The organism is Ruegeria sp. YTSC199 (assembly GCF_059609725.1).
The window spans coordinates 45,415-63,376 of sequence record NZ_JBXWMF010000018.1; the positions used below are offsets into that span (position 1 = coordinate 45,415).

The 17,962-nt window shown below is 59.4% G+C and carries 18 protein-coding genes and 1 tRNA gene; 12 read left to right on the top strand and 7 right to left on the bottom strand.

From position 1 onward, the window contains the following. Positions 1 to 3: 3 nt before the first annotated feature. Positions 4 to 1,194 (bottom strand): pyridoxal phosphate-dependent aminotransferase, encoded by a 1,191-nt coding sequence (locus AC2FEE_RS17130; protein ID WP_496866537.1) that lies wholly within the window; start codon positions 1,192 to 1,194, stop codon positions 4 to 6. A gap of 265 nt (positions 1,195 to 1,459) precedes the next feature. Between AC2FEE_RS17130 and cysS the strand changes: the two genes are divergently transcribed. From cysS to AC2FEE_RS17145, 3 genes are read left to right on the top strand one after another with little or no spacing between them, the layout of a single operon-like run. Then, positions 1,460 to 2,857, top strand: a complete 1,398-nt coding sequence (gene cysS / locus AC2FEE_RS17135; protein ID WP_496866538.1) for a cysteine--tRNA ligase — start codon at positions 1,460 to 1,462, stop codon at positions 2,855 to 2,857. Further along, on the top strand, positions 2,857 to 4,491 hold the full coding sequence (cimA, locus tag AC2FEE_RS17140; RefSeq protein ID WP_496866539.1) for a citramalate synthase: 1,635 nt from the start codon (positions 2,857 to 2,859) through the stop codon (positions 4,489 to 4,491). Before cysS ends, cimA begins: the two co-directional genes overlap by 1 nt. A gap of 2 nt (positions 4,492 to 4,493) precedes the next feature. Beyond that, positions 4,494 to 5,270, top strand: a complete 777-nt coding sequence (locus tag AC2FEE_RS17145; RefSeq protein ID WP_496866597.1) for a squalene/phytoene synthase family protein — start codon at positions 4,494 to 4,496, stop codon at positions 5,268 to 5,270. Positions 5,271 to 5,273: 3 nt separating this feature from the next. Here the strand turns inward: AC2FEE_RS17145 and AC2FEE_RS17150 are convergent, their stop codons facing one another. Next, on the bottom strand, positions 5,274 to 6,500 hold the full coding sequence (locus AC2FEE_RS17150; protein ID WP_496866540.1) for an MFS transporter: 1,227 nt from the start codon (positions 6,498 to 6,500) through the stop codon (positions 5,274 to 5,276). A gap of 98 nt (positions 6,501 to 6,598) precedes the next feature. On the opposite strand from AC2FEE_RS17150, the gene AC2FEE_RS17155 reads away from it, so the two are divergent. The 4 genes from AC2FEE_RS17155 to AC2FEE_RS17170 are packed head-to-tail and all read left to right on the top strand — an operon-like array spanning position 6,599 to position 8,695. Further along, on the top strand, positions 6,599 to 7,231 hold the full coding sequence (locus AC2FEE_RS17155) for a DNA-3-methyladenine glycosylase family protein (protein ID WP_496866541.1): 633 nt from the start codon (positions 6,599 to 6,601) through the stop codon (positions 7,229 to 7,231). Then, a complete protein-coding gene (locus AC2FEE_RS17160; RefSeq protein ID WP_496866542.1) occupies positions 7,228 to 7,893 on the top strand; it encodes an alpha/beta hydrolase in 666 nt (221 codons plus the stop codon). Before AC2FEE_RS17155 ends, AC2FEE_RS17160 begins: the two co-directional genes overlap by 4 nt. Before the next feature lie 2 nt (positions 7,894 to 7,895). After that, positions 7,896 to 8,399: a GNAT family N-acetyltransferase gene (locus AC2FEE_RS17165; RefSeq protein WP_496866543.1), complete on the top strand. Its 504-nt coding sequence runs from the start codon at positions 7,896 to 7,898 to the stop codon at positions 8,397 to 8,399. Then, entirely contained in the window at positions 8,393 to 8,695 is a 303-nt protein-coding gene (locus tag AC2FEE_RS17170; protein ID WP_496866544.1) for a putative quinol monooxygenase, read from the top strand. The genes AC2FEE_RS17165 and AC2FEE_RS17170 overlap by 7 nt, the downstream gene beginning before the upstream one ends. Positions 8,696 to 8,699: 4 nt before the next feature. Here AC2FEE_RS17170 and AC2FEE_RS17175 read toward each other — a convergent pair whose 3' ends face one another. After that, complete coding sequence (locus tag AC2FEE_RS17175) at positions 8,700 to 9,125, bottom strand: VOC family protein (RefSeq protein ID WP_496866545.1); 426 nt, start codon at positions 9,123 to 9,125, stop codon at positions 8,700 to 8,702. A gap of 31 nt (positions 9,126 to 9,156) precedes the next feature. After that, the gene (locus AC2FEE_RS17180) at positions 9,157 to 9,762 is read right to left on the bottom strand and encodes a pseudouridine synthase (protein ID WP_496866546.1); all 606 of its coding nucleotides are present in this window, start codon (positions 9,760 to 9,762) and stop codon (positions 9,157 to 9,159) included. A 213-nt stretch (positions 9,763 to 9,975) separates the two neighbouring features. Between AC2FEE_RS17180 and AC2FEE_RS17185 the strand changes: the two genes are divergently transcribed. Next, on the top strand, positions 9,976 to 10,563 hold the full coding sequence (locus AC2FEE_RS17185) for an HNH endonuclease (protein ID WP_496866547.1): 588 nt from the start codon (positions 9,976 to 9,978) through the stop codon (positions 10,561 to 10,563). Here the strand turns inward: AC2FEE_RS17185 and AC2FEE_RS17190 are convergent. Both AC2FEE_RS17190 and AC2FEE_RS17195 read right to left on the bottom strand, forming a co-directional pair. After that, positions 10,560 to 11,027: a disulfide bond formation protein B gene (locus AC2FEE_RS17190; protein WP_496866548.1), complete on the bottom strand. Its 468-nt coding sequence runs from the start codon at positions 11,025 to 11,027 to the stop codon at positions 10,560 to 10,562. The genes AC2FEE_RS17185 and AC2FEE_RS17190 overlap by 4 nt on opposite strands. Next, on the bottom strand, positions 11,024 to 11,602 hold the full coding sequence (locus AC2FEE_RS17195; protein ID WP_496866549.1) for a YqaA family protein: 579 nt from the start codon (positions 11,600 to 11,602) through the stop codon (positions 11,024 to 11,026). The genes AC2FEE_RS17190 and AC2FEE_RS17195 overlap by 4 nt, the downstream gene beginning before the upstream one ends. A 145-nt stretch (positions 11,603 to 11,747) precedes the next feature. Here AC2FEE_RS17195 and AC2FEE_RS17200 point away from each other — a divergent pair. Next, positions 11,748 to 11,833, top strand: a tRNA-Leu gene (locus AC2FEE_RS17200). A gap of 121 nt (positions 11,834 to 11,954) precedes the next feature. Here the strand turns inward: AC2FEE_RS17200 and AC2FEE_RS17205 are convergent. Then, positions 11,955 to 13,448 carry a BCCT family transporter gene (locus AC2FEE_RS17205; protein ID WP_496866550.1) on the bottom strand — a complete coding sequence of 498 codons (1,494 nt, stop codon included), beginning with the start codon at positions 13,446 to 13,448 and terminating at the stop codon, positions 11,955 to 11,957. Between the two features lie 403 nt (positions 13,449 to 13,851). Here AC2FEE_RS17205 and AC2FEE_RS17210 point away from each other — a divergent pair, with 403 nt between their 5' ends. The 3 genes from AC2FEE_RS17210 (at position 13,852) to AC2FEE_RS17220 (ending at position 17,960) form a co-directional block, all read left to right on the top strand. Beyond that, complete coding sequence (locus AC2FEE_RS17210; protein ID WP_496866551.1) at positions 13,852 to 14,820, top strand: TAXI family TRAP transporter solute-binding subunit; 969 nt, start codon at positions 13,852 to 13,854, stop codon at positions 14,818 to 14,820. 102 nt (positions 14,821 to 14,922) lie between these two features. Then, complete coding sequence (locus AC2FEE_RS17215; RefSeq protein WP_496866553.1) at positions 14,923 to 17,532, top strand: TRAP transporter permease; 2,610 nt, start codon at positions 14,923 to 14,925, stop codon at positions 17,530 to 17,532. Beyond that, the gene (locus AC2FEE_RS17220; RefSeq protein WP_496866555.1) at positions 17,529 to 17,960 is read left to right on the top strand and encodes a universal stress protein; all 432 of its coding nucleotides are present in this window, start codon (positions 17,529 to 17,531) and stop codon (positions 17,958 to 17,960) included. Before AC2FEE_RS17215 ends, AC2FEE_RS17220 begins: the two co-directional genes overlap by 4 nt. Positions 17,961 to 17,962 lie beyond the last annotated feature (2 nt).

Here is a 17,962-nt window from a genome sequence, read left to right on the forward strand (position 1 = left end):
ACCTCAGCCGACGGTGGCGTGATTTCCCGCCAAGTCCAAAGCAAATGCGCAAATCGTCGAAAGGGCGGTCGTGAAACTGTCGTCGTCAATCGTCATCGCCACGCGGATATGACCTGCGGCTGCAGCCCCGAAGCTCTCACCCGGCATCACAGCGATAGCGTGCGTATCCAGAAGCGCGTTCGCGAACTCGTCACCGTTGAGCCCGGTGGCGCGGATATCCAGCATCAGGTACATCGCCCCCTGTGCCGGAACCAGCCCGATTGTGTTCTGAGCCTCGAGAATGCCAACCGCAAGCGCGCGACGCCTGCGGAAGGGTTCGGCGATTTGCTCTTCCAAGTCACTGCCCGCATTCAGCGCGAAACTGGCGGCGTCCTGGATAAAACCGGGGACACCGTAGGTTGTGTGCGTTGCGAGGTTGATCAGATGAGAGATCACCTGTTCGGGACCAACGATCCAGCCGCAACGCGACCCGGTCATCGCGTGGGATTTCGACATCGAGCCGACGACCAGCGTACGCTCGGCCATGTCCGGTAGGGTACGTGGTGAGATATGTTTCCCTTCCCAGACCTGCGTGTCATAGACCTCATCGGAAATCAGCCAGAGATCACGTTGGCGGCAAACCTCGGTGATCCCGCCGAGGGTCTGGCGGGAATACACAACTCCGGTGGGGTTGTTCGGCGTGTTGATCAACAAGGACACCGCGCCATCTGCAGCGGCGTTGATCTGTTCGGCGCGCGGCTGGAATGCGTCTTCGGCCGTGGTTTGAACCGATCGGGCCACGGCTCCAGCGCCGCGGATCGTACCGGGGTAGGTGGCGTAATAGGGGTCGAGATACAGCCCTACATCACCGGGATCACAAACTGCGACATGGGCTGCGAACAACGCTGATTGGCCACCGGGTGTGATCAGCACGTTGTGGCGCGTGGTGGGCACTCCGGTGCGGGCTTGCAGCCGGGCAGCCACCGTGTCGCGCAGCAGATCGGTGCCGGGAACCATGGCATAGCCGGTGTGGCCCTGGCGGGCGGACAGGTCCATCGCCTCAAGGATCGACGTATCGGTGCGGATGTCGTGCTCGCCGATGGTCAACTCGGTCACCGCGTAGCCGTCGCTGATCATCTGGCGGGCGCGATAGAAAACATTCCAGCCGTCACCGCCGCCTTCGGTCAAATGCGTGATGCGCTGCGACAAGTTCATGACCCGTCTCCGTCTGGTGTCTTGCGCAGACTGGGCCAGAGGTGTTCGGGAATGTCAATCAGCAACGCCGAGACGCGGAACTCGGGGCTTGGCGCAGGCCGATCTGCGTGCTACTGGGACAGTATGAACCGGATGACCTGCATCATTATCTGCTGCATTACCTGCTGATTTATCAAGCGGGCCGGTTTCTTTCGTTTTCATCCCTGAGACAAGTTGCTAAGCCCGCGCCAACGCGAGAAGCCACGCTGTTTTTAGGAGCCGACTGATGACGACGATCAAACTGCACAACACCCGGACGCGGACGAAAGAGGATTTCGTACCGATCAGCGCCGACAATGTGCGGATGTATGTCTGTGGGCCTACCGTCTATGACCGTGCCCATCTGGGTAACGCACGGCCTGTGGTGGTGTTCGATGTGCTCTACCGGTTGTTGCGGCATGTCTATGGCGCGGACCACGTGACCTATGTGCGCAATTTCACCGACGTGGATGACAAGATCAACGCGACTGCGCTGGCGCGTCAGAAGGCGGGTGCCGAGGGCACGCTGGAGCAGTTGGTGCAGGAGCGGTCGGATGAAACCATCGGCTGGTATCTGCATGACATGGGTGCATTGGGCGCGCTGGAACCCAACGAGATGCCGCGCGCCACGCAATACATCGCGCAAATGGTTGCGATGATTGAGGATTTGATTGCGAAGGGTCACGCCTACGCAGCCGAAGGGCACGTTCTGTTCGCCGTGGACAGTTGGAAAGAGCATTACGGCGAATTGTCGGGCCGGTCCGTCGACGACATGATCGCAGGGGCTCGGGTTGAGGTTGCGCCATACAAGAAGAACCCGATGGATTTCGTGCTGTGGAAACCCTCGAGTGACGAACTGCCGGGATGGGAGAGCCCATGGGGTCGGGGGCGTCCGGGGTGGCATATCGAGTGCTCGGCCATGAGCTATGAATTGCTGGGTGAGAGTTTTGACATTCACGGCGGCGGCAATGACCTGATGTTTCCGCACCATGAAAATGAGATCGCCCAAAGCAGCTGCGCACATCCCGAAGGCGAATTCGCACGAGTCTGGCTGCACAATGAGATGCTGCAGGTGGAAGGTAAGAAAATGTCCAAATCGCTGGGCAATTTCTTCACCGTGCACGACTTGCTGGAGCAAGGCGTTCCGGGTGAGGTCATTCGGTTTGTGTTCCTGCAAACCCACTATCGCAAACCGATGGACTGGACCGAGAAAAAGGCGCGCGAGGCCGAGGCGACGTTGCGCAAGTGGCGGGCGCTGACAGCGGGCATCGAGCCCGCCGCCAGCGCGGCGCCCGCAGTTGTCGCTGCGCTGAGTGACGACCTGAATACAGCGGGCGCTTTGGCCGAACTCTACCGTCTGGCCGCGGAAGGGGATGCGGCGGGCTTGCTGGCGAGTGCGCAGTTGATGGGTCTTTTGTCTGCCGAGATGGGTGCATGGGCGGATACCGCTTCTGTGGACCTGTCTGGGCACGCGGACCGGTTGGCGGATGCGCGGGTCGTTGCGATGCAAAGCAAGGATTTCTCGGAAGTGGACCGTCTGAAAGCCGCGTATCTGGCCGCTGGTCTGGAGGTTCGCATGAGCAAGGATGGTGTTGAACTGGTGCCTGGTGCAGGGTTCGACGCTGCCAAGCTGGAGGACGTGTGATGTCAAAGGAACGCCTCTACCTCTACGACACGACCTTGCGCGACGGGCAGCAGACGCAAGGCGTCCAGTTCTCGACCGCCGAGAAAGTGCAAATCGCGCAGGCTCTGGATGAGTTAGGCGTGGACTATATCGAAGGCGGCTGGCCCGGCGCGAACCCGACGGACAGCGCGTTTTTCGAGGTTGCGCCGAAGACCTCGGCGCGGTTGACCGCCTTTGGGATGACCAAGCGGTCGGGCCGGTCGGCTGAGAATGACAACGTATTGGCCGCAGTTATGAATGCGGGCACGCAAGCGGTGTGTCTGGTCGGCAAGTCACATGATTACCACGTCACCCACGCACTTGGGGTTTCGCTTGAGGAGAATGTCGAGAACGTCCGCGCTTCGGTCGCGCATATCGTGGCGCAGGGGCGAGAGGCGCTGTTCGATGCCGAGCACTTTTTTGATGGCTATAAGGACAACCCTGACTATGCGGTCGAAGTTTGCCGGGCTGCTCTGGACGCGGGCGCGCGTTGGATTGTGCTGTGTGATACCAATGGCGGCGCATTACCGGCTGAAGTGTCGCGGATTGTGTCCGAGGTGATCGCCGCCGGTTTGCCCGGGGATCGTTTGGGCATTCACACGCATAACGACACCGAAAATGCGGTGGCGTGTTCTCTGGCCGCCGTGGATGCGGGGGCGCGGCAGATTCAGGGCACGTTGAACGGATTGGGTGAGCGTTGCGGTAATGCCAACCTGACGGCGCTGATCCCGACATTGTTGATGAAAGAACCCTATGCTTCGGGCTTTGAGACCGGTGTCAGCTTGCAGGCGTTGGGCGGGCTTACGCGCATCAGCCGGATGCTGGACGACATCCTGAACCGGGTGCCCAGCAAGCAATCGGCCTATGTCGGCGCTTCGGCCTTTGCGCATAAGGCGGGGCTGCACGCCAGCGCGATCCTCAAAGACCCGTCGACTTATGAGCATGTTGACCCGGCCTCGGTCGGGAATGCGCGGATCATTCCGATGTCGAACCAGGCGGGGCAGTCGAACCTGCGCAAACGCCTGACCGAGGCTGGTCTGGTTGTGCAGAAAAACGACCCGGCGCTGGGGCGCATTTTGGATCAGATCAAACAGCGTGAGGCCGAGGGGTATTCCTATGACACCGCCCAGGCCAGTTTCGAGCTGCTGGCGCGGGATGAGCTGGGACAGTTGCCCGAGTTTTTCGAGGTCAAGCGCTACAAGGTCACCGTCGAGCGTCGCAAGAACAAATACAACAAGATGGTCAGCCTGTCCGAGGCCGTGGTTGTCGTGAAAGTGGACGGGGAAAAGAAACTTTCTGTCAGCGAGTCCATGGATGAAAACGGCAGCGACCGGGGGCCTGTGAACGCACTGGCCAAGGCGCTGGCCAAGGATTTGGGGCAGTATTCTCAGGTTCTGGCCGATATGAAGCTGGTCGACTTCAAGGTCCGCATAACGCAGGGCGGGACCGAGGCGGTGACTCGCGTGATCATCGACAGCGAAGACGGGCAGGGTCGGCGCTGGTCGACCGTGGGCGTCAGCGCGAACATAGTTGATGCATCGTTCGAGGCGCTGCTGGACGCGATCCAGTGGAAGTTGGTGCGCGATTGCGGATCGCGGACGGCGGTGGCTGAGTGACCGTGAAATTCAACGACGACGTTAAGGCTTGCGCGGAACTGGTGCATCGCGCCGATCCTGACCGGTTCATGGCAGCCATGGCAGCGCCGGTCTCCGTGCGACCGATGTTGTTTCCGCTTTATGCGCTGAATGTCGAGGTCGCGCGCGCGCCGTGGGTTACGCAAGAAGCGATGATTGCCGAGATGCGGCTGCAATGGTGGCGTGACGCGCTGCAGGAGATCGCCGAAGGCAAGCCCGTGCGCAGGCACGAGGTCGTGACGCCGTTGTCACAGGTTCTGTCGCCGCACCTGGCCGCCATGTTGGACGAGTATGTGGCCGTCAGGCGTTGGGACATTTACCGCGATCCATTTGAGGATGAGGCGCATTTTGACGCCTATATCAACCATTCTGCCGGATCTCTGATGGTTGCGTCGGCACAGGTGGTTGGCGCTGCGGACGAGGCCGTGCTGCGCGACTTTGGCTATGGCGTCGGCGTGGCGAATTGGTTGCGTGCCATTCCCGATCTTGAGGCACGGGGGCGTATTCCTTTGCTGGACGGCACACCGGAAGGCGTCCGGGCCGTTGCACAGAAGGCGGTGGACAGGCTTCGGCGGGCGCGATCCAATGCCTCCGCTATTTCTGCAGATGCCCGGCCCGCACTTTACGCCGGGTGGCAGGCAGAGTGGGTTTTGCGTCAGGCCGTTGCCCGCCCGGATCGGGTGGCCGCGGGGGATCTTTCGCAAGGTGAAATACGGCGCAGATTATCACTGATGTGGACCGTGGCCAGCGGGCGCTGGTAGGGTTTAGATAGTTTCCGCTTCGGACGGTTTCAGGACCAGCCAAAGCAGCGCGCCGCCCGCCAATGTCAGCAGCGGGATCATGGCGAGGTTCACCGCCGTCCAGCCCTCGACCGCCGAACCACCCGAGCAGTTCATCAACCCGCCCGAGGCCAGCGACGCAAGTGTGACACCGCCAAACACCAGCAGGTCGTTCAGCCCCTGCATCCGACCACGTTCGTTCACATCATGCGAGGCGGCCAGCATGGTGGTCGCACCGATAAAGCCAAAGTTCCAGCCGATCCCCAGCAGGATCAGGGCGACGAAGAAATTGCCCAGCTCAACGCCTTGCAGGGCAACCACGCCCGCGCCTGCCAGGATAGCCAGACCGAGGGCCACGATTTTTTCGACCCCAAAACGGGCAATGAGCTGGCCGGTGAAAAAGCTGGGCACGTACATCGCCAGAACGTGACTGGTGACAACGTCAGCCGCGTCATTCGCACTGAACCCACAACCCACAACCGCCAGCGGGGTCGATGTCATAACAAGGTTCATCAGCGCGTAAGACACCATCGCGCAGATTATGGCCACGGCGATGCGCGGGGTCCTGAGCATTTCCAGTCGGGTCCGCCCTTGGGGCGCGTTTTCCTTTGGTTTCTCGGGCGTCGGGATATCGAGGAAAAAGAACAGCACCGATCCAAGTACATTCAGTGCAATAACTGCCATATAGGTGCCGAGGAACGGGATCACATAGGCGGTCGAGGTCAGCTTGACGATCTGAGGCCCGATGATAGCCGCCGCCAGACCGCCGGCCATAACGTAAGAGATCGCCTTGGGGCGGAACGCGTCCGATGCGGTGTCAGCGGCGGCAAACCGATAGAACCCGTGGGCGCTCATGTAGATGCCGGTCAGCAGGCTGCCCAGCAGGAAGATCGGGAACGAGCCCAGATACAGACCATACGCACCTACGAACCCGCCACAGGCACCTGCGGTAGCACCCACCAAAAACCCGGCACGTCGACCCCAACGCTGCATGATGGCCGAAACCGGCGTGGCTGCCAGCATCGAGCCCAGAACGATCAGCGAAATGGGCAGGGTGGCCAGACACGGGTTTGTCGCCAGAGACTGCCCCGCAAGCCCGCCAACGATGAAGATCATCGGCATCTGCGACCCAAGCACGGCCTGTGCCGCCACCAATACGGCGACGTTGCGTTTGGCCTGGCTGTTGTCCGGGTTTGCGGCGGTCAATGTCATGGGCCATGCGTATCTCTGAAACGGTGGTCATACAAGCGGGTTGCATCTGCGACAAAGCAACCTAACGTGAGCGCAAAGCGAACCACCCCGGAGCACCCATGTCTGTCGGACGCATCATCGAGACTCCCGACTGTGTTGCTGAGGGTGCCACATGGCTGGCCGAAGCCTGCCCGCGTATGGCTTGGGCGATGGAGCAAACCGGGTCTTTGCCCTTGCGCCGTCGCCCGGACGGGTTTGCCCAGCTTCTCAGTGCGATCGTCAGTCAGCAGGTTAGCGTCGCCTCGGCCAATGCGATCTGGAAGAGATTGCAGGATGCGAAACTGACCGGGCCACGCAAGATCATGTGGGCCACCGATGATGATTTACGGGCCGTGGGGCTGAGCCGGCAGAAGATTCGATATGCCCGCGCGCTGGCCGATGCTCGTATTGATTACAAGGCGTTGCGTGATGCAACCGATGCGGAAGTTGTTGCCACATTGACCGAAGTTTCGGGCATCGGCGTTTGGACCGCCGAGATTTACGCGATGTTCTCGCTGGGTCGCGCCGACGTGATCGCTCCGGGTGATCTGGCGCTGCAAGAGGCCGCGCGCATCCTCTATGATTTACCCAAACGTCCGACGGATAAGGAACTGCGACAGATGGCCGTTGCTTGGTCGCCGTGGCGGTCGGTTGCGGCACGGGTGCTGTGGGCCTATTACCGGGTGGCGAAAGAACGAGAAGGTATCAGATGACACGGGTTTTGAATGCGCTCCGAAAAGAGCCGGTTTCGGGCGATGCACGCTCAGTCGTGGTGTTCGTGCACGGCTATGGGGCCAATGGCGCCGATTTGCTTGGGCTGGCCGATCCGCTCGGTGAACATCTGCCGGACACGCTGTTCGTCGCCCCCGATGCCCCGGAACAGATCCCCGGAATGCCCAACGGGTTCCAGTGGTTCCCGATCCCGTGGATCGACGGCTCGTCCGAGGAAGAGTCGCGGCGCGGCATGGAAATGGCCGCCGACGATTTCAACGCCTTTCTCGATGCGCTGATGGTGGACGAAGATGTATTGCCCGAGCAGGTGGTCCTGTTCGGATTCTCGCAAGGCACGATGATAAGCCTACATGTTGCTCCGCGGCGCGAGGACCCGGTGGCTGGGATTGTCGCGTTTTCCGGCCGCTTGCTGGAACCTGATCTGCTGCCTGATGAAACGGTCAGCCGGATGCCGATCCTGTTGGTGCACGGAGATTCCGACGACGTGGTGCCGCCGCAATCGCTACCCGAAGCCGCCGAAGCCTTGCAGGCCGCGGATTTCAAGGAAATCTACGCGCATGTCATGAAGGGCACCGGCCACGGAATCGCGCCTGACGGCCTGAGCGTCGCGTTGGCCTTCATGCGCGACAAGCTGAGCCTTTAGCCATGATCGCGGTCCGCCCCATGATGCCCGAGGATGTCAGCGCGGCCTGCCGAATCCTCAACGATATCATCGAGATCGGAGGCTCGACCGCGTTTGAAATCCCGTTTTCCGATGCCTTGTTTGCGCAGAGTTACCTGGGTGGAGCGGATGTGATTTGCTGCCACGTTGCCTTGGACGATCAGGGTGAGGTGGCAGGGTTCCAATGGCTGGGGACGCATGAAGCAATGCCCGAAGATTGTGCCGATATCGCAACATTCACCCGACGCGCGCCAGTGCTTAAAGGGGCCGGGCGGTCACTGTTCGCGGAAACCGCCAAGTATGCGGCCGGGGTTGGACTCAATGCAATCAGCGCCACCATTCGCGCAGATAACGGGATGGGGCTGAGCTATTACGACAAAATGGGGTTCCGCGACTATTCGGTCGCTTATGGCGTTCCGCTGCGGGACGGACGACCAGTCGACAGACTCACCAAACGGTTTGATCTGAGAAAGGACACTTCATGCTGATCGTGACCGGAACCGTGGAAGTTGCACCCGAAGGTGTTGAAAAAGCATCCAAAGCCGCGCAGGCGATGGTAGCCGAGACAATGAGGGAACCCGGTTGCCTGGTCTATGAGTTCAGCCGGATTCTGGGGCATCCAACACGGTTTCGAGTCTATGAGGAATGGCAGGATCAGGCCGCATTGGAGGCTCATTTTGCCGCGCCGCACATGGCGACGTTTCAGGCCGTTTTGGCCGAGGTTGGTGTCGTCTCAAGCGACATCTACCGCGTTGTTGGTGGAGAAAAGCAACCTCTGCGGTGACCGGTCAGTCCCACAGATGACCTTCGGCGAATTCGACTGAATTGCCGGACGGGTCGCGCACGTAAAGCGAGCGTGCGCCACCGGGCCAGTCGAACTCGGCATCCACCGGGATGTTCCAGTCCAGAAGATGTTTGCGCATCACGTCAATCTCATCGCGCGTTAGGATCATGCAGACATGACCAGGCCCGCGCGCGCCATGGGGTGGGACGGGCAGGTCGGGGTGTGCGGGCGGTTTCTCGGTCTCTTCCGCGTTGAACAGCAACAAAACCGAACCGCCCACCCTGAAAAACACGTGCCGGTCAGCAACACGTTGAATTTTCTCCAGCGCCAGAATTTCGCCATAGAACCGTTCCGCCGCATCCAGATCATCGACGTAGAGCGCAGCTTCGAGAACACCGGCGGGGGTAGGAATGTCAGGTGAGACTTTCATTCCTTAAGTGTATCACAACACGCGGTTTTTGTCACCGCCGTGGGCGGCGGTCCCGTTTCCGCTGTGGTGCCGAGTTCAACGCCGGAGTTGGCAAACTGTCCCACTGGCCGGGCTCCAGCCCCTCTAGCGACCAGTCGCCAATCCGGGCGCGGATCAGGCGCAATGTCGGGTGTCCCACGGTCGCTGTCATCCGCCGGACCTGCCTGTTTCTCCCCTCACGAAGGGTCAGTTCGATCCAGCAATCCGGAACCGTCTGACGGACCCGGATCGGCGGGGTTCGCGGCCACAGCCCTTCAGGTTCGTCCATCAGGCGCGCCTTGGCGGGGTGAGTCAGGCCGTCTTTCAGTACGACACCGTCACGCAGGGCTTTGAGGGCTGCGGCATCAGGCAGGCCCTCTACCTGAACCCAGTAGGTCTTGGCCATCTTGTGCTTGGGATCGGATATCTGAGCCTGCAGCCGCCCGTTGTCGGTCAGCAGCATCAGCCCTTCGCTATCCCGGTCCAGACGTCCAGCCGGGTAGACCCCGGGCAGGTCGATGTAATCCGATAAAGTGCTGCGCGGCGAATCCGTATTGGCGCGGTCGGTAAATTGCGGCAGCACGTCGAAGGGTTTGTTGAATCGAATGAACCAGCTCATGCCCCTCGCCATAGCCCGCAGGCCACATTGGCGCAACCTGTGGATAACTGTCACGCAATTGTTACGGAGCCGACGTAACCAATACCCGAGATATTGTGGAAACTCAGGGCTTGTCAGAGTTTTAACACGATATATAGTTAAGTTAAGGCCGGGGCGGGTGTTCCCCGCTCTGATGTCAAAAACGGGCAGAGCAGAGCGAGGAGCGATTCTGATATGGATGGAGACTTCAGGACCGATTTTGTCAGGGAACCCGGTGCGCTCAAGCATCATCCGGCATTGGTTTTGAACGCCGACTATCGCCCCTTGTCCTATTACCCGTTGTCCCTGTGGCCGTGGCAAGAGGCGATCAAGGCAGCCTGGCTGGACAGGGTGGATATTGTGGCCGAGTACGACGAGGTCGTCCGAAGCCCGAGTACCGAGATACGAATACCGTCGGTCGTTGTCCTGAAAGACTATGTAAAACCCAGAAAGCGCGTGGCCTTCACGCGCTTTAATTTATTCTTGAGGGATGAATTCCGGTGCCAGTACTGCGGTTGTCGCGACAATTTGACCTTTGACCATGTGGTTCCGCGCGCTGCGGGAGGTGTCACAAGCTGGCAAAACGTTGTAGCGGCCTGCAGTCCCTGCAACCTGAAAAAAGGGTCGAAGTCGCTTCGGCAGGCAGGAATGACATTGCGCAAGCCTCCGCGCCAGCCAGATGCAGAAGCTTTGCGGAACGTCGGGCGAAAGTTCCCGCCGAACCACCTGCATGAAAGTTGGATCGATTTTCTTTATTGGGATGCGGAGTTGGACGAGCTTTAACGGCCCGCCCGCCACGCAGCGATCCAGACCAGCACCAGAATGCCCGACAGTATGGCGTTCCACCCGGCCATCGAAATGCCCATCATCTGCCACGGGATGTCATCGCAACGTACCAGCGGGGCGGACATGATCTGATCCATCAACTCTTGCGTCGACAAGCCGCCGATATCACCGGAAGTGCAGCTTGTGGGACCCTCCCACCATTTTTGCTCGACCCCGGCGTGGAACACACCGATGGCTGCGGTTGTCAGTGCGGCGAGTGCGCCTAGCAGGGGCAGCAGATTTACGCGCGGTAGCGCCAGCGCCACTGCACCGATCAAAATAGCCGCACCGTGCGGATACCGCTGCCAGATGCACATTTTGCACGGCGCCAGCCCGCCGAGATGCTGAAAACCCCATGCCCCAAATAGAAGCGCTACAGAACCGCAGGTCGCGATCAGGACCAGAATGTTTTTGCGTGTCATAGGTATCTCACCACAAGGAACCCGCCGAACAGAAGCACGACGAACAAGGTGAACATAAGGCCCAGTCGCTTTTCAATGAAGGCCCGGATCGGCTCACCGAAACCCCAAAGCAGGCCGGCGACCATGAAAAAGCGCAGCGCGCGGGCAAGGATCGAAGTGGCGATGAATGTGCCCAGAGGCATCCCGGTCCAGCCCGACATGATGGTGATGACCTTGTAGGGGAAGGGCGTGACACCGGCACCCAGAACCGCCCAGAAGCCGAAATCGTTGAAGCGGGTGTTGAACTCTTCCATGGCGTGCGCCTTGCCCATGGATTCCAGAATCGGCTGGCCGATGCTTTCATAAAAGAAGGCACCGATGGCATAGCCCAACAGGCCCCCCAGGACCGAGGCGACCAGAGCGACCGTTGCAATCAACCACGCGCGCGACGGGCGGGCCAGGATCATTGGAATCATCAGCACATCCGGCGGGATCGGAAAGACCGAACTTTCGATAAAGGCGACAAAGGCCAGCGCCCACAAGGCGTGCGGATGTTCGGCCAGACGAATGGTCCAGTCATAAAGCGAGCGCAACATATGGTGCTAAATTCCTGTTCTAACGTTGCGCAAGCCAAACCACGCGTCCGGTGAAGCGTCAACCGCTGCTGCGAAAACAAACTGGATTTAGGTTGGTTTTTGCCTCTGGACCTTCCCGGTCATGGACGCTAATCCAGTGTTCGTGGCCCAAGTGGCGGAATGGTAGACGCAGGGGATTCAAAATCCCCCGCCTTCACGGGCGTGAGAGTTCGAGTCTCTCCTTGGGCACCACCTCAGACTAATGACGTGAACTCGCGGTGTGTTCACGGATCGCGTCGCAGGCTCAGCCAGATCAGAAACCCGATATAGGCAAAAACGCTGAGATTCAGCAGTGTGTCGATGAATTGACCAGTCATCTTCGTTCCTCACGCGTCAGGCTTTTGAATAGGCAGATCACAAGGATCGGAACGATAAAAACGAAGGCCATGGCCGACAGTGCGATGATCGACCGGACCAGGGAAATATCCCCCACCAATATCATCGCCAGCCCCAATGCCCCCAGAATCAGCCCCCAGACCGTCCGGACGCCCGGAGATGGATTGTCGTCGCCGCCGGTGCCAATCATCGCCAGAGTGAACCCGGCGCTGACGACGCTGGTGACCACGAACAGGAAGGCCGCCAGGATTGTTGCTGTTTGCGTCAGGCCGCTGAATGGGAACTTGGCAAGAAGGGCAAAGGTTGTCGCGTCCAGATTTTCGGCATTGACGGCGGATAAGGCACCGTCCTGCCGCAACGCATCGAAAAAACCCAACCCGCCAAAGATGCCGAACCACAGAATCGAGAACAGGGTGGGGGCGACGATGACGCCGATCAGAAACTCTCGGATGGTACGCCCGCGCGATATGCGAGCGATGAAGATTCCCACAAAGGGGGACCAGGCCAACCACCAGATCATGTAGTTCAGCGTCCAGCCGTGAAACCAGTCGACGATGATGTCGTCAAAAAATTCGGCTGTGGAAAACCCGGCAGGTAGCACGCCAAACAAATAACGCCCGAACCCCGCAACGATATCGTTCATCAGAAACGAGGTCGGGCCCAGGACCAGCAGGTACACCATCATCCCAACGGCAATCAGCATCGCGGCATTGGACAGCAGGGACATCCCTTCGCCAAGGTCCCGTCGCAGGGGGATGATGAACGCGACACAGAGCGCGGCAAACACAGGGAGCGTTAGAATTCCGGGCGTTTCGATCCCGATCAGACCTGCCAGCCCGGTCTGCACCTGAAACACGCCCATCGCCATCGAACCGGCCAAACCTACGGCAATCGCAACGATCGAGAGCAGGTCGAACATCCACCCCATCGCCTTGACCCAGCGTGCCTCACCCAGCGCGTCAGTCAGAGGCGCGCTCAGCATCAGGGTGCGGTGTCTGCGATAGGCGAAATAGGCGATGACCAGCCCGACAATCGCGTAGATGGCCCAGGCGTGAAACCCCCAGTTCAGGTAGGTCACGAACAGGGCATAACTGGCGGCTTCGGGGTCGGGGCTGAATTGGCGTAGAACTTCGAAGTGGGTCAGGGGCTCGGCTGCGCCGTAGAACAACAGCCCGACACCCATTCCGGCGGCAAACAGCATCGCGATCCAGGCCGGGGTTGAGAATTCGGGCTCAGCATCGTCTTCGCCGAGGCGAATATCGCCAAACCGTGAAAGCGCCAGATACAGTGCCACAAAGAGCAGGCCGCTGACCTCGAGCATGATGAACCAGCCGCGGCTGTTGAACTGCGTGGCGACCGCCGCCGATGCAAGCCGCGCCAGCCCCTGCGGGTCGGCGATGCCCCAGGCCGCAATCGCCGCGCTGATGGTAAGGGCGACGACTAGCAAAGGGCTGGGTGAGGGGCGCTTCATCAGGGATCCTTCTTTCCGTGTTGGAATAAATTCCTTTACAGCCCTACGGTTACAGAGGTGTACCAAGACTCCCGAAAGACTAGAGGCACGGTTCACAACATTCAAAGAATTTAATCTGGTGGTCGATCCACCCCGTAAGTCCGGCATTTCACGCCTGCTGGCCGGTTGGTGGGGGGAAACTTTGAAAAAACCCCTCAGATATGCAGCTTGAGGCGGTTGGTCCACGCGCGGGGGTTGACAAGATGAGTGTCTGAATGAAACGTCGAAGATGTTGGGAGATTTTGGAAATTCAGGCGCTTGCACCTGTTGCAACACGCTGGCGCTTGCCTTAACCGGCGGAGTCCCTGGAGGGGGGGTCGCCGGGCGGTCTCCCATCCACCATAAGAATTGGGAGTTCTCAAAAATGAAAAACAGCAGCAAGCTCAGCCTCGGCGCGGTCGTCACCGCGGCCCTTATGGCTCCAGCAGCATATGCAGAGGAATTCATCACCATCGGCACCGGCGGTGTGACCGGTGTGTATTATCCGACGGGCGGCGCGATCTGTCGTCTGGTCAACAAGGGCCGCAAGGAACACGGCGTACGTTGCTCGGTCGAGTCGACCGGCGGTTCGGTCTACAACATCAACACCATTCGCGAAGGCGAACTGGAGTTCGGTGTGGCGCAGTCCGACTGGCAGTACCACGCCTTTAACGGCAGCTCGAAATTTGAAGAGGCCGGCCCGTTCGAAGGTCTGCGCGCCGTTTTCTCGGTACACCCTGAGCCGTTCACGGTTGTGGCCCGTGCGGATTCCGGCATCGCCAACTTCGAGGACCTGAAGGGCAAGCGCGTCAACATTGGCAACCCCGGTTCCGGTCAGCGCGGCACCATGGAGGTTCTGCTGGGCGAACTGGGCTGGACCACCGACGATTTCGAACTGGCGACCGAGCTGAAAGCGGCTGAACAGTCTGCTGCGCTGTGCGACAACCAGATCGACGCGATGGTTTACACTGTTGGTCACCCCTCGGGTTCGATCCAGGAAGCCACCACCGCGTGTGATTCCGTGCTGGTGAATGTCAGCGGCGATGCCGTGGACAAACTGGTCGGCGACAACTCATTCTACCGTACCGCAACCATCCCCGGTGGCATGTATCGCGGTTCCGACGGTGACACTGCAACCTTTGGTGTGGGCGCGACCTTCGTAACCTCGGCAGACGTGTCGGATGATGCGGTCTATGCTGTTGTCAGCTCTGTCTTTGAAAACTTCGATGACTTCAAAAAGCTGCACCCGGCATTTGCTAACCTGAAACCGGAAGAAATGATTGCTGACGGCCTGTCGGCTCCGCTGCATCCGGGCGCCGAGAAGTACTACAAAGAAAAAGGCTGGATACAGTAAGCCAGACCTGAAGCAGGGTGCCCTCGGGCGCCCTGCAACCGAAGCCCGTAAAATAACGGGTGGTTCAAAAGGCCAAAAAGGCCGCGACGGGGAGACAATTGCATGAGTTCCGACACACAATCCAATCGTCCGCTATCCGAAGAAGAGCTGCAGGAACTTGTAGCCTCGTCCGATGCGGGTGGGCGAAACCCGGTCGGCAATGTCGGGATTTTTCTGGCCATTGTGGCGGCTATCTGGTCTATTTTTCAAGTGCTTTTGGCCTCGCCTATCGCCAACTATGTGTTGCCCGGAAGTGTAGTGAATAATGCACGTCAGTTTCATCTGGCTTTTGCCATGTTCCTGGCTTTCGCAGCCTATCCGGCGCTGAAATCCAGCCCACGTGATTATATCCCGGTCCAGGACTGGATCATGGGAATCGTAGGCGCGTTTCTGGCGCTGTACGGATACTTCTTTTACGAAAAGATCGTCGACGCGGGTGGCCTTGCGGACGATACTGATAAATGGGTCGCTTTGGTCGGGCTGTTGCTGCTGTTTGAGGCCGCGCGTCGCGCACTTGGTCCGGCAATGGCGATCATCGCGACAATTTTTCTGGCCTATGTCTTCTTTGGCTCGTCCGAATGGGTGCCCGAGGTTATCCGTTGGAAAGGGGCCAGCCTGAAGAAGGCCATGAGCCACATGTGGATCACCTCCGAGGGCGTGTTTGGCATCGCCCTGGGTGTTTCCACCAAGTTTGTGTTCCTGTTCGTATTGTTCGGCGCTTTGCTGGATAAAGCCGGGGCAGGGAATTACTTCATCAAGATGGCGTTCGGTGCGCTTGGCCACCTGCGCGGTGGCCCAGCCAAGGCAGCCGTTGTGGGTTCGGCGGCGACCGGTCTGATCTCGGGCTCGTCGATTGCAAACGTGGTCACCACCGGTACGTTTACCATCCCTCTGATGAAACGCGTTGGGTTCAGCAGCGAACAGGCGGGCTCGGTCGAGGTCGCCTCATCCGTGAATGGTCAAATCATGCCACCGGTGATGGGCGCTGCAGCCTTCCTGATGGTGGAGTATGTGGGCATCTCTTACGTTGAGGTGATCACTCACGCCTTCCTGCCTGCGGCGATTTCCTACATCGCGCTGGTCTACATCGTGCACCTTGAAGCCGTGAAGCGGAACATGCCCACGCTGGGCGATCGCGAGGTGCATCTGGCGCGCACTGTCGTTGGGATGCTCTCCTTCTTCCTCGTGTTTGCTGGACTCTGCTATGGCTCGCAGTTCCCGGTCGAAGCGGTCACCAGTTGGGCCCCATCCTCTGCAGGTCTGATCCTGAGCCTTATTGTCTGTGGCATCTATATCGCACTGCTGTACTTGGCCGCGCAGGTCCCGGATCTGGAACCGGATGACCCGAACGCCAAAGAAGTAGAACTGCCGGTTATCGCAGATATCTACAAAGCTGGGCTGCATTACTTGCTGCCAATCATCGTTCTGGTCTATTTCCTGATGATCGAGCAGAAGTCGCCAGGGCTGTCGGCATTTTGGGCGACGGCACTGTTGTTCGTGATCCTGCTGACGCAAAAGCCGCTCAAGGCGCTGTTCCGCGGACAAAGCAATCTGAATGACAACTTCATCGATGGTGTCGCTGATCTATGGCAGGGCCTGATCGATGGTGCGCGCAACATGATCGGGATCGCTCTGGCCACGGCCACGGCCGGTGTCATCGTGGGCACCGTGACCCTGACAGGGGTCGGGCAGGTGATGGCCGATCTGGTCGAGTTCCTTTCAGGCGGCAACCTTATTCTGATGTTGGTCATGGTTGGCCTGCTCAGCCTGATACTTGGTATGGGCCTGCCGACCACGGCGAACTATATCGTGGTCAGCTCGCTGATGGCGGGTGTGGTTGTTGAACTGGGCGCGCAGAGCGGACTGATCGTGCCGCTGATCGCCGTGCACCTGTTCGTGTTCTATTTCGGCATCATGGCAGACGTGACGCCACCGGTAGGTTTGGCCAGTTTTGCAGCCGCCGCTGTGTCGGGGGGCGACGCGATCAAGACCGGCTTCACCGCGTTCTTCTACAGCCTTCGCACCGTTGCACTTCCGTTTGTGTTCATCTTCAACACGGACCTATTGTTGATTGATGTGACCTGGGTTGAAGGGATAATAGTTGCGATATTTGCAACAATAGCGATCCTTGTCTTCACTGCGGGAACAATGGGGTACTTCCTGACCCACAGCCGTATCTATGAAAGCATCGCACTGATCGCCGTGGCTTTCGCCTTGTTCCGGCCCGACTATTTCATGGACCGCATCTCGCCGCCTTATACGTCGGTCGAGCCAGCCGCCTTTGTGGAAACCATCGGACAAACCCCCCCGGGGACCGAGGTGCGAATGGTGGTCAGCGGCCCGGATTTCGACACGCTTGAGATGACAGACACGACAGTCGTTGTTTCGGTCGGCAATGAAGAAGGCGGTGAATCCCGGGTCGATGCCATGGGGCTGATGCTGTTGGAAGAGGACGGTTTGATCAAAGTGGAGGAGCCGATGTTCGGCACGCCCGTCGCGGATGAGTTGGACATGTTCGACTATTACGGCGACGACGCGGTGCGTCTGACCTCGGTCAGCCTGCCGTCCAGCCAGCCTCCGAAGCAATTGATGTATATCCCTGCGCTGATCCTGCTGGGTCTGATCGCCTTCCTGCAACGTGGCCGTGCCGCCAGACAAGAGGTGCCCGCATGACAAACTCTGTTCTCTGCGCCGTCGATATCAGCAACGGCGACCTTGACGAGAATGTGCTGAAGACTGGGGCAGTATTGGCCGATCAGCACAACGCGCAACTGGATGTGGTGACAGTTCTGCCCGATTTTGGCGAAAGCTGGGTGTCTGGATTTTTCCAAGCCGACTTTCACGAAAAGGCGCTGGAAGAGGCACACGCCAAACTGTCTGAGTTGTGCATCTCAGCCCTTGGGGATGAGCAGAACGCCAAGATCCGCCATGTCGTCGCCACCGGCACTGCCTATCAGGAAATCCTGAAAACCGCAGAAAGTGCAGGCAGTGATCTGATTGTGATCGGCGCGCATAAACCGGACCTCAAGGACTATCTTCTGGGGCCGAATGCGGCGCGGGTTGTACGCCACTCGACTGTTTCGGTCTACGTCGTGCGCTAGGA